Here is a 12323-nt window from a genome sequence, read left to right on the forward strand (position 1 = left end):
GTCAGCCCTTTGTTTAGTCCGAGCGTTTGGATACGAGATATACCAGCTCCAGCGTCAGGATCGGTAGAAAGACAGAAGCTGGATAGGCCAGATAGCGCGGCTCCCATTGCGGCTTGAACTTATCCTTAAAGCGCCGAAGCCCCTGAAAGCCGTAAAAATGTCCCCCGTATTGGAAAACAAGTCGAGCCAGCTTTTCCTCGCGCAATGCCTTTTCACTTTGTCCTACCTGGGACAGCGGTGCCATTCCCAGATTAAATGTCGTATACCCACTCTCCTTGGCCCACTCAATGACCCGTGTGAATAAATAATCCATCGTGCCATTTGGCGTGTCAGGCAAGTGGCGCATCAGGTCAATGGAAACCGTCCGTCCATGATCATAGGCAGGGGCCATCGTAGCGAAAGCGATAACCTTCCCTTCAGAGTCCTTTAGCAATGCAATCGGAGCCAACTGGAGATAGGGTTCTTTGAACCAGCCGAGTGAATATCCCTTCTCCTTGCGCCCATCCAGCCAAATATTCGAAACCTGACGCATCTCCTCAATCAGTGACGCCTCTAGAGGCGGTTGGATGATTTCGAACGAGTAGCCCTCGCGGTCAAAACGGTTTTTGGCGCTGCGTAGCGCTTGATTGCTTTTGCCCGTCAGTGTAAATGATTCCAGCGGCACCAGTGCTTCCTCGCCCAGTTTGAAAAAGCGATAGCCGTTCTCGTGATAGATGGACAAATACTCCGGCGAGGCCTGATAAAATACAGCCGTTAACGCATACCGATCTGCGAACCGCTGAAATTCCTGAATGGCTTCACTCACACGTTCTTTTGGACCGAGTGGGTCACCTAATACAATCAGTTTGTCCCGGCTACGAGCGTAGGGAATGACAACCTGTTCATTTTTGGTCCAATACAGATATTTATCGCCCAGAAAAAGCATATGAGAGACGAGATTACCACCCTGCCGTTTCAAAAATTCTTTTAGCTTATCCAGCTCCTGCGCGTCGGGTAGATTAGCGATGCTACGCTGAGGTCGAAGAAAGAAATATACCGTCAGGAATACCCATGCCAAAATCAGACTAAACACGGCGGTAACTCCGTAATCGCTGCGGTTCATAAAAAAGTCTAGATGGACCTTGGCATGCAAATGGCGCATAAAGGGAGTATTGGAGCCTGCCCCAATGATAAAATAAGCCCCGGTTACGAGTAGAGATAATCCACCCCATATTAAAATGTTGTGCCGATTCAGCGGCGCACTGACCCGATAAAACCGCGAACGCGAAATCCATAGCATTAACGCCACAAACAGTAGGAATAAAGCTTCTTCAAAATCTAGACCTTTAGTGAAGGTGAAAATAGCTCCTGTCAGAAGCAGTATCAATGTCAGTCGTAATGCTCTGCGAATCCGCAGAGAGATTCCATGGGACAGGACGATAAGCATAATTCCGATGATGACCGAGATTTCATGCGACAAGCGCATGACGGGCAGGCTGAGCAAATGCTCAGCAAAACGAAGCCGATATAACAGACCGGGCGTAGCTGCCGACAAAAGAAGCACCACGCCGGAGATGAGTACCAGCTTACCAAGCGCCCATACCCCTAGATCGGCCAAAAACCGGAATTGACCAGGCCAGCCCCATACCTTCTGCCAGGCATTAAGGGAGTAATCCCAACCCGTCTCAGCTAGCTGATTCAGGCGCTCGTTACGCGGAATCATTTCCAGCGCGGCTAACACCAAGCCGATGAGCCACGGGATGATGTAATAAAAGACGCGAAAGACCAGTAGGACAGCCAGTGCCCGATCTGAGTTGGCTCCCGCCATTTGCAGCCCGAGCAGGGCAATGATGTCGAATGCCCCGACTCCTCCGGGTGCAAGACTGATCAACCCGGCAATCGCGGCTATTACATAAATGCCGAACACAGCATGCATCGGCAGTTCATGGAGCAAGTGCGAGCCGATCCATGCAAAGGTAAGGCCAGCCAGCAGCCATTCCAGCAGGGAAGCACTGATGGAAGCGGAGATGGTGGACCAGGAAAGCTGTCCTTCTCCCTTGTTGAACCATGTTGAGTACCGTTTGGAGCGCTGCATGATCAGGAATAGCGGTAGGTACAATGCCATTCCCCACAGCGCCCAATGAAGCCACGGGTGAGCATCCAGTACAGGCTGTACCGGATACAGATGAACAATGGCTCCCCAAGCCAGCAAAGATAGTCCGGTAATGACGACTGGCGAAAGAAACACGACCGCAGAGGTGATGACACCTAACGGCACACCGCTTTTCTTATACAGCACTGTGCGAAGTCCCGCTCCTGTAAAGCCTGCAAAACCAAAGACATTATTGAAGGTATTGGAGATCCAGGCGTAGCGAAATGTTGTTCCAGGCTTGACCTGAAGCTTGAAATGATGTCTGATTACGTAATCATATGCGCTCATAGCCGCCACAGCAACCAGTGAGAACAAGCCAATCTCGATGAGAAAGGTGGCATCCATTCGCCGCAGCTCATGAAGCATACGCGCCAGATTAAAGTCTTTTAGTTCTCGTCCGGCCTCCCATATAATAAAAGCCAGTACAGCCAACGGTAGCAAAATACGTGTCAATCGCTGCCTGTAGATGGTCATTATGAACTGTACGATTTTAAAAGATTGAATCGGTTTGTGATTAGATTTCATAGATTCACCTGCTTGGAAAAGAATGAGATATACACGGAATGAGGTGCTTAGATTTCATACCCGATGAACATTACTATATATTATACCTGTAATAATCGCTTCAATAACAACAGAAGGGTTACGAAATGGGATTTCAGATTGATTGCTGTAAATAATTCCAATATAATGATGAAAAACCTAGTGAATTGCTTGGCAATGGAGCTGATTTGGATATGAGTATATGGGACCGTAATCTTTTTATACGTCGGCTGGAGCTGATATGGCCTCCAGATGCGGACAAGAGCCAATATCCGTTTAACTTAAAAGCCTTACACCAGTGGAACGAACTCAAATTTCATCCTTCCGTCACCTATATTATTGGGGAAAATGGCGTAGGTAAATCGACGCTTATGGAGGCAATCGCGGTCGCGTGGGGATTTAATCCAGAGGGAGGAACTAAAAATTTCAATTTTTCTACACAAGCCACGCATTCCTCACTGTATGAGCATATCCGGCTGGTGAGAGGGGTAGAAAAGCCAAGGGATGGCTTCTTTTTCCGGGCGGAGAGCTACTATAATGTGGCGACTCACATCGACGAGCTGGATCGAGAAGGAGGAGGGCGACCGATTCGAGATTCCTACGGGGGTAAATCGCTGCATGAGCAGTCGCATGGCGAGTCTTTTTTTGCTGCCTTTGTGCATCGGTTTGGAGGGCAAGGATTGTATATTTTGGATGAACCGGAAGCTGCATTATCGCCTTTGCGCCAGATGGCCATGCTTGCACGGATTCACGAGCTGGTGCAGCAGGGCTCACAGTTTATCATTTCTACTCATTCCCCTATTTTGATGGCTTATCCAGATTCCATCTTGTATCATCTGACACATGAAGGGATCGACACCCGGACGCTGGAGGAAACCGATCATTTTATCATTACGAAACAATTTCTGAATAACAGGGAAAAGATGATACAGGAGCTATTCGAAGATCCACAACAGGAATCGTAGGGACCAGAGTAGCATCCGCTTGATGAGGAGGAAACAGGATGAATTCAAGTCTCATTGTGGACATTCGACGATTACCTGCTTTTAAGGTGGTGGCTCTGACCGCACAGGCCCCTTTTGCCGAGCTGGGTGATGAGGTGCGGAAGCAGTGGCAATGGGTGCAACAGTCTGTTCCAGAGATTCACCCTGGTCGTCTGGACGTGGATACGGGCTATGTGTTAACTCCCCAATGGACAGTTGCTCAGGAGAAAGGAAGCATGGCGGTCAAGGTGGGCGTTAAAGTGTCCTCTTGGAACGAAATACCGGATAGCCTTGAACGCATTGAGATACCTGAGGGGGAATATGCGGTCACCCGTTTTCAGGGAGATCGTGAACGACTGAACACCATTTATGATGACCTGTTTACTTGGATGGAGCGTAATGGTTATGAGCGTAATACTACGGAGGGGGCATATTGGATCGAGTCGAATCGGCTTAAGCCCGTGAATCCTTTTGATATTCCATCCGCAGAAATTCAGCAATTTGATTATGATATTGCAATTGCTATTGTACAAAAATAAAGGGTTATGAATCGCTATGAGAGGGACAACATCGTCTATTCAGGTTGTTCCTTTTTGCTGTTTTGCCAAAGGAAAGATTCAGGGTTATCGGAAGTATTTTATGATTGTTATTTGTCTCACACTCTATTAATATAATGAAGAGTTTTGCTGGAATGGTTACAAAATAAGATTTTCGTATACGAAATAAAGAACCTGAGGAGGACAAAACGCTACATGTCAGATTCACAACAGTTGAAAATGGGGCCGCTGGTCATTTTGATGATTAATATGTTTATTGCCATGCTGGGGATTGGCCTCATTATTCCGATCCTTCCCAAGTTTATGAGCTCCTTGGGAGGCAGTGGTGAAACGGGTGGTTATTTGGTTGCCGTGTTTGGCTTAACCCAATTCCTGTTTTCGCCGTTAGCGGGAGAATGGTCCGATAAATATGGACGTAAAAAAATGATTATTATCGGTTTGGTAATCATGACGGCGTCTTCTGTATTGTTTGCGATTGGGGAATCGTTAACCATACTGTATATCTCCCGTTTGCTGGGAGGTGCAGGAGCAGCTTTTATGATTCCTCCGATGATGGCCTATATTGCTGATATTACAACGGTCCACAATCGCGGTAGAGGAATGGGGTTGTTGGGTGCCGCCATGTCTCTTGGCTTTGTGATCGGTCCTGGTGTAGGCGGCTTGCTGGCAGATATCTCGATTCGTACGCCCTTATATGTTTCGGCGGCCGTATCGGGCGTAGCTGCACTGATTTCCTTGATTATGCTGCCCGAAACCTTGTCGCTGGAGAAACAGTTGAAGTTTCGGAATGTCAAGGCCAAACGGGATAATGTGATTAAACAGTTTGCCCTTTCTTTCCGCAAGCCTTACTTTATGCTGCTGATTATGATATTCACGCTAACCTTTGGATTGACGCATTTTGAAACGATGTTTCCTTTCTTCGTGACGGGCAAGTTTCATTACAATGAGCGTGATATTGCTATCATTATTACCGTAGGAGCACTGGTCGGAACCGTGATTCAAGCTGTGGTCATTAGCCCGATGTTGAATCGTTTTGGCGAAAAAGGTGTCATTATCGGTTCCTTTCTGTTTTCAGCGATTTCCCTTGTGCTTATGCTGCTCTCCGGCAACTTTTATTATGTACTCGGGGTATCGCTTATCTTCTTTACCGCTACGTCGTTGCTGCGGCCAGCCATTAATACTGCTTTATCCAAAATGGCGGGGGATGAGCAGGGAGTTGCAGCCGGCATGAACAATGCTTATATGAGTATTGGTAATATTCTGGGGCCTGCGCTTGCGGGCAAATTGTTCGATGTGCATATCAATTTGCCATACATTTTTGGGGCAGTCATTCTCATCCTTAGTTTGGGGCTGGCTGTAAAATGGAATAGCAGAGATACGCAAACCACAGCGGTTTAATGTTGTTCTTGTCGTAAATTTAGTCTCTTTTGGTGTGAACTGTGACGTTCTTATGAACCACAGATGGCGCCGAAGGAGGCTATTTTTTTGCATACATTGCGAAACGTTAATGAAACGACAGAATCTTGGGTAATAATGCATGATGGTTTTACAACAAGACAAATAGTAGAGCTAAAAGCCAGATCATATGTAAAAAAAGCTAGAAGGAGCTGAGAGCCGATGGAAGAGCGGAATGAGCAGTTATTTTATACAGGGACTTATGCGTCTCGTCAGGAAAGAGGAATATATGTATGTGCTTTGAATGTGACCCATGGTAATCTGCGCATGGTTGGAGGTGTGGAAGGGATGGAGAGGCCTTCTTTTCTCGCGCTACACCCGGATGGGACAAAGCTGTATGCTGCCAGTGAAACAGAAGGAGGTGAGCTGTATGCGTATCAGGTGAATACCCAGACGGGAGAATTACATCCTTTGGATCGCAAAGGGACAGAGGGAGCACATACTTGCTATGTTTCCGTAACAACCGATGGACGATATGTGCTGGCTTCCAACTATTCAGGCGGCAATGCCGTTGTGTTCCCTGTGACGGAAGCTGGAGGATTAGGAGACATGTCGGGGCAAGTTCAGCATACCGGCTCAGGTATTCGCCAGGACCGTCAGGATGCGGCACATCCGCATTCGATTATTCCAGATCCTTCAGGACAGTATGCCCTGATATGTGATCTGGGGCTGGATCAGATTGTGGTATACCGTTTGACAGAGGATGGCAAACTGGTGACCCATCGTGAGACAGATTTGCCACCTGGTTCTGGACCGCGTCATCTGGTTTTTCATCCTTCGCGTCCATATGCTTTTGTCGCCAATGAGTTGAACAATACCGTCGCTGTGTTTAGTTATAACGAACGTAATGGTGAGCTTACATTGCTGCAAAGCCTGTCCACACTGCCAGAAGGCTTTATAAATGTAGATAATACAGCAGCCGATATTCGGATTACGCCCTGTGGACGCTTTTTGTATGTGTCAAACCGCGGCCATGACAGCATCGTGCTATACCATGTCGATCTGGACAGCGGCAAGCTGAAGACGGTTGAATGGGTGGAAACCTTCGGCAGCACACCGCGTAACTTCAACATCCTGTCCGGTTATCTGGTAGTGGCGAATCAGGATGGAAACAACCTCGTATCCTTTGCCATCCATAGTGAGGATGGAAGGCTGACCCGAACGGGATATGTGCTGGAGGTTCCTTCACCTGTGTGTATTGAACCTGTACGCTAATCGGATAGCACGTGGCAAAAGAGTACGATATAAGTGAATGAAAAATAAAACACGGCGCTTTGTTTCCCATGAAAGGCATGGGCAAAACGCCGTGTTCAGGTCTTGAAGTGGACTAAAACTATTTGCTGCTATCGCCAGCTTCTACCGTTACTGTTTTGGTATGATTTTCTGCATGTTTGTAGTACAAACGGAACAAGATGTCCTGATTGTAGTTACCGAATCCGGTGCCGAACAGAGTAACCCCTCCCACATGCTGGGCATCATCCAATATGGCAATACGGAATTTCCATTGTTTCTGATCAATCAGCACTTGGCTTAAAGTCACGTCAGAAATTTGCTTCCCATCCATAAAGGTACCCTCGGAGGTAACGCGAAGTCTTTTGAGGAGACCATATTGATTGATAAAATCAGGCCACCATGCAGGTGTGTATTTACCACGGTTATCCCCGAAATCCCCTGGGCTGGTCCATGTACCCAAATTCACATCATTTAGGAAAAAAGTGATATCTGAAGGCCAATTATCATTGGTAAAAGGGGCCTCGGATGATAGTTCCATCGAAATTTCCAGTTCCTCAGCTTTTTGGCTGGACAGTAGGAAATTCGGCACCTTATAATCCATATATCCTTGGCTGAACCATAGAATTTTGGAATTGAAGCGCTCAGGGTCCAAGAACGAACGAGGCTCATCGAATTCACCAATGATCTTTTCGACGGTAGCCAGTCCGCAGGTCGCCTGTATTTCAAAATCTGTAAAGTGTCCGACGGAAATCTCTGTCTGATGGAATTGCCGTACATCCTGCTGATAGCGTGGCATGGCGATTTCAATTTTGTCTGTTGCCAGTGAGCACACTTTCTGTACCCCGCCTCGTCCGGGCAGCATTTTGGTCGAAATAATGGACGCTCTCTCCAGTTTCTTGACATGCATCGTCATAATCGCACTGCTGAGCCCCAAAGCTTCCGCCAGCTCACGTATATTCATAGGCTTCTCCGCAAGCAGAACAATCATGTTTAGCCGAACCTCACTGGCCAGCGCCTCATAAACGGGAAGTGATTTTTCAGAAATGTCCAGTTGCATAGTTCCTCCAATTCTAACGCACATCATAAATTGATGGTAGTTTAACATATATGGATTTTTTTCAATAATAATACATATAAAACGATATGATTTACATTTATATAAACAATATACCCTTTCCTTGATCATTGGCACAAGCCTAACCCCACAAAAATCCAAAAATTGTTCAAAAAACAGGACACCCCATAAACTCTTTCTTTGTTGTTGGGATGTCCTGTGATGGTATGTGATTTGCAGGCAGGATACGGGTAAAGGCATGTCCATTGGTGTTTAGGATCGGATATGTTCTTCTGCCAAAGAAGAGTCAGTCGTTTTATCTTTATCTGCTGCGCGTAAATCCTGATGTTGAGAAGCATCTGCCTTGATCAAGCCGGGATGACCAACATAAGGACGATCACTGCGAGAGCGGCCTCGGGTAAGTCGGAAGCCGATCAAGAACAGCACAAGCTGAACAGCCAGTATGTAGGGAGACGCTTCCGGTCCGATCCATTGAAACAGGGCGACAGCGGCGATTACCAAGCACAACAGGCTTGTTGGAAAATGGGATGCCGTCACGTCCAGATCATTTTGCCTGCGCAGGGTCATTAGCCTGTACACATACAGTAAGGCGATCAAGCCTGAAACGAACCTCATCCATGTACACCCTATGAGCCATGAGGCAGATTGTGCAGTGTCGGGCAGACTAACACCAACATGGCTGGAGGCTGTCAGTTCCACAACCAGCCTTGTGACCAACCAGACAATTCCTGCCAGTGCCAGCGGACCAGCTGCTGGACGCAATAGCTTCCACAATGCTGTTCCCCAGCCCGGAGCATGAGATTCCAGCAGAACAAGACGCCGTTCCTCAATAAGTTTGTTCATTTCACGCTCCAGTGATTTGAGAAGCAATTCTCTGCGGAACGCATCACACTCCCGAAGGGATGCTTGGACCTGCTCTTGAAGGTGAGGGGTCAAATAGGGAGCAGCTTTGGCTTCCTGGAGAGCGTGGATGAGTCCGTTCTGGTACTGCTTTTCGCTGTTATTGAACCCGTTCTGGGTAGTGGTTTGGAGGCAACCAGCTAATCGTCCATAGATACGCAGCGATTCCTGTAATTCTTCCAGCCGCTGCTGACGCGAATTTCGAAGCTGGGCTGCACTGTGAACATACAGCCATACCAGCAAAGACAACGCCAGCAGGAAGGCGATCAGACCGGGTGAGATATATGCGACTAACGCCGCGAAGTCCGTCGGGGACACCCGCAATCCCTCCTTCCATTGTTCTTTCTACACTATTGCACAGACTACACAGGCATTTCAAGGGCTTGTATACCTTTGACCAGGATATATGAAGTATTTTTTGGTAAAATAGACAAGATTACAAGCAGGAAGAGGAGATTCGGCATGAATAAAAATATAGAAAATGCAGCAGAACATCATGAGACATCAAATCGATATCCTGCACGGGTTTAAGCTGGAGATAAAACGGATAAATAACAGTAAGTAAATTATAGACAGGAAGAAGGCAGTGAATATGAAGGTTATTATTTTCGGGGCAACAGGAACAATCGGCAAAGCGTTAGTAAAGGAAGCTATCAAGCGTAAGTATGAGGTGACGGCGGCGGTGCGCGATCCGCAACGTATGACAGAGCAAAGTGAATATTTGACAGTGGTTCAAGCGGATATTCTGAATCCAAATTCTGTTACGGATGTGGCCAAAGGGCACGATGCTATCATTAGCGCATACGGTCCCAAGTTTGGAGAAGAGGAAGAACTGCTCGAAGCGACTCGTTCTTTGCTGGAAGGAACTCGGCGTTCCGGCGCGGAGCGCATACTTGTCGTTGGTGGAGCGGGAAGTCTGAAAACAGAAAACGGTGAACGCCTCATGGATACCGCCGAGTTTCCGGAGGAAGTGAAGCCGCTGGCGGCTGCCCATGCAGATGCACTGGAGCTGTACCGCGCTGCGGATGTAGACTGGACCTATTGTAGTCCTGCCGGAATGATTGAAGCAGGAAAACGTACAGGACAGTTCCGTATTGGTTTGGATCATTTGGTGGTTGACGAATTAGGCCATAGCCGTATCTCGGTCGAAGATTATGCGGTAGCCCTGATTGATGAGTTAGTAGAAGGGGAATTTGTCAATTCCCGTTTTACGGTTGGATATTAATAAGCAGGGATAGCCATACGGGAGGCGAAAAGCATGTATATGGTGACCGCCGAAGAAATGCGAGAATTGGATCGCTATACAATTGACAAGCTGGGTATTCCGGCCCTTACCTTGATGGAAAATGCCGGGCGCGCGGTAGCTGACGAAGTATTGAAGCTTTCACACACAGGGCCGGGGGATATACCGGGACATGGCGGTGTTATACGGACAGAGACGTGGAGTCAAGGACGACATGACTTACGGGAACGAGAACACTGGTATATCCTCGTAGGCAAAGGCAACAACGGTGGTGACGGACTGGTGGCGGCCCGTCATCTGACCGATGCAGGGCTGCGCGTCACCGTTGTGTACGTCGAGCCGCCAGACACGCTGCGGGGTGAGGCGGCTGCGCAGCGCGATATCATCGCGGCTCTGGGTATCCCGGTGATCCTCTATGGCCGGGATACCCTCGACCTGCGCGGCGCCTCCGGCATCGTCGATGCCCTGCTGGGCACGGGCACGCAAGGCCCGCCGCGCGAACCCTACGCCTCGCTGATCCGCGAGGCCAATGCCAGCGGCGTACCGCTGGTGTCGGTAGACGTGCCTAGCGGCCTTGACGCCGACACAGGTGCACTGCACGAGCCGTGCATTCGTGCGCGCGTCACCGTATGCCTCGCCTACTTGAAGCGTGGGCTCGTCCAATATCCAGGCGCCGGGACCGCAGGCGATGTGGTGGTACGCTACATCGGTATTCCACCCGGCCTTGCCCGTGAGTGCGGCGTGCAGCTGCAGCTCTTGACCCGTGACACGCTGCGCGCTGCGCTGGACGTGGATGTAAGCCGCAGCCGCGTGCCGGATGGACACAAGGGCACCTACGGCCACGTTCTGGTCGCGGCTGGAAGCCTGCGCATGAGCGGCGCGGGCTTGCTGGCCGCACGTGCCGCCCTGCGCATCGGCAGCGGCCTTGTCACGTGGGCGGTGCCCGAAGCGCTGCTGCCGCGCGTCATTGGCGCCGCGCCGGAACTAATGCTCGCTGCCGCAGCAGCAGGCGGAGACGGCGAATGGAACGCCGACTCCGCAGACGAGCTGCTACAGCTCGCGCAGGCACGTGATGTGCTGGCCGTCGGCCCCGGCCTCGGCCGCTTTGCAGGGGACACCGGCTGGCTACGCCGCCTGTGGGAGGAATACGGCGGTCCGCTCCTACTTGATGCGGACGCCTTGAACATCCTAGCCTCGGCGGGGCCTGAGCTAGAGGCTTGGAAGCCGAGAAGTGCGGCAGTCGTACTGACGCCGCACCCCGGTGAAATGGCTCGTCTGCTGGGCATACCGACAGCAGAGGTGCAGCGTGACCGTATCACCCATGCCCGGGAGTACGCCCGAACACGTGGGGTCACGCTGGTGCTCAAAGGAGCGCGCACGGTCATCGCTTGTCCCGACGGAGCGGCCTACGTCAATACCACAGGCCATGCTGGGATGGCGACAGGCGGTGCGGGCGATGTGCTAACAGGCATCATCGCAGGTTTGCTGGCTCAGGGCTTGAATGCTTCGCAGGCAGCAGCTTTTGGCGTGTATTTGCATGGTGCGGCTGGAGAAACAGCCGCACGTCATCGCCAGCATCCTGCCTCTGTGATCGCTGGCGACATTATTGAAGCCCTATAGGCCATAGCAGCAGTGGCAGGAGGAAGGCCAGCATGATCTGTAATCCATATTCACGGTTCAGCCAGTGCCTTCCTCCATAATACAGCAGTGTAATCCCTGCACCTGCTATGCCGTTGCTCCATGAAATGCCCGTTCCGGCAGGCGACATCAAAGAACCTAGCAGGAGAAAGACACTGAATCCTGCAGCGAGGTATAGGGTGAGCTGCTCGGGCTTGCGAAGCCAGGGTAAAAGATCGCATAGCGCATCAGCGACAAGAGCGGCAGGAAGGGCAAAACCATAGGCCCACAGCTGCGCGGTCAGTTCACCACTATTGCCTGCTATAGTCAGAGGAACCCCTATTACTTCCTCTGTCAGATAGCAGTAGACCCATAAGAGACCAAAAACCAATCCTCCACAGGCCAGTTTATTCAGCGCATAACAACCAAGCTCCATCCGCCAAGGCATTTTGGAATTAAATTCATTCCAAGGCTGTCTCATGTTGCGACTCCTCCTCTGATCACACTCGGTATTCACAACCAATCAAGGAATTTATTTTCAATTACAATCCGCTTACCGTTTACGACATTTCAGTTTACGTTAGCT

10 protein-coding genes are annotated in these 12323 nt (G+C 49.7%); 6 read left to right on the forward strand and 4 right to left on the reverse strand.

The annotated features are described in order from the left end of the window. Window positions 1-13 precede the first annotated feature (13 nt). The gene (mprF, locus tag ACYCS5_RS17300) at window positions 14-2656 is read right to left on the reverse strand and encodes a bifunctional lysylphosphatidylglycerol flippase/synthetase MprF (protein WP_459759839.1); all 2643 of its coding nucleotides are present in this window, start codon (window positions 2654-2656) and stop codon (window positions 14-16) included. Between the two features lie 212 nt (window positions 2657-2868). Here mprF and ACYCS5_RS17305 point away from each other — a divergent pair, with 212 nt between their 5' ends. The 4 genes from ACYCS5_RS17305 (at window position 2869) to ACYCS5_RS17320 (ending at window position 6884) form a co-directional block, all read left to right on the forward strand. Further along, on the forward strand, window positions 2869-3639 hold the full coding sequence (locus tag ACYCS5_RS17305; RefSeq protein ID WP_340884184.1) for an AAA family ATPase: 771 nt from the start codon (window positions 2869-2871) through the stop codon (window positions 3637-3639). A gap of 38 nt (window positions 3640-3677) precedes the next feature. Then, the gene (locus tag ACYCS5_RS17310) at window positions 3678-4196 is read left to right on the forward strand and encodes a GyrI-like domain-containing protein (protein WP_165148002.1); all 519 of its coding nucleotides are present in this window, start codon (window positions 3678-3680) and stop codon (window positions 4194-4196) included. Window positions 4197-4409: 213 nt separating this feature from the next. After that, window positions 4410-5612 carry an MFS transporter gene (locus ACYCS5_RS17315; protein WP_029514730.1) on the forward strand — a complete coding sequence of 401 codons (1203 nt, stop codon included), beginning with the start codon at window positions 4410-4412 and terminating at the stop codon, window positions 5610-5612. Window positions 5613-5831: 219 nt separating this feature from the next. Further along, window positions 5832-6884, forward strand: coding sequence for a lactonase family protein (locus tag ACYCS5_RS17320; protein WP_459759840.1), 1053 nt, complete (start codon window positions 5832-5834; stop codon window positions 6882-6884). A 118-nt stretch (window positions 6885-7002) separates the two neighbouring features. On the opposite strand, the gene ACYCS5_RS17325 is transcribed toward ACYCS5_RS17320, so the two are convergent. Both ACYCS5_RS17325 and ACYCS5_RS17330 read right to left on the reverse strand, forming a co-directional pair. Next, on the reverse strand, window positions 7003-7959 hold the full coding sequence (locus ACYCS5_RS17325; RefSeq protein ID WP_039270301.1) for an ArsR/SmtB family transcription factor: 957 nt from the start codon (window positions 7957-7959) through the stop codon (window positions 7003-7005). Window positions 7960-8229: 270 nt separating this feature from the next. Beyond that, window positions 8230-9195, reverse strand: coding sequence for a hypothetical protein (locus tag ACYCS5_RS17330; protein ID WP_459759841.1), 966 nt, complete (start codon window positions 9193-9195; stop codon window positions 8230-8232). Between the two features lie 274 nt (window positions 9196-9469). Between ACYCS5_RS17330 and ACYCS5_RS17335 the strand changes: the two genes are divergently transcribed. After that, the gene (locus ACYCS5_RS17335) at window positions 9470-10102 is read left to right on the forward strand and encodes an NAD(P)-dependent oxidoreductase (protein ID WP_459759842.1); all 633 of its coding nucleotides are present in this window, start codon (window positions 9470-9472) and stop codon (window positions 10100-10102) included. Between the two features lie 33 nt (window positions 10103-10135). Continuing rightward, window positions 10136-11740, forward strand: a complete 1605-nt coding sequence (locus ACYCS5_RS17340) for an NAD(P)H-hydrate dehydratase (protein WP_459759843.1) — start codon at window positions 10136-10138, stop codon at window positions 11738-11740. Here the strand turns inward: ACYCS5_RS17340 and ACYCS5_RS17345 are convergent. Further along, window positions 11724-12218, reverse strand: a complete 495-nt coding sequence (locus ACYCS5_RS17345) for a hypothetical protein (protein WP_165148014.1) — start codon at window positions 12216-12218, stop codon at window positions 11724-11726. The two genes, ACYCS5_RS17340 and ACYCS5_RS17345, sit on opposite strands and share 17 nt — an antisense overlap. Window positions 12219-12323: the final 105 nt, after the last annotated feature.

Source organism: Paenibacillus sp. SEL3 (genome assembly GCF_054602585.1).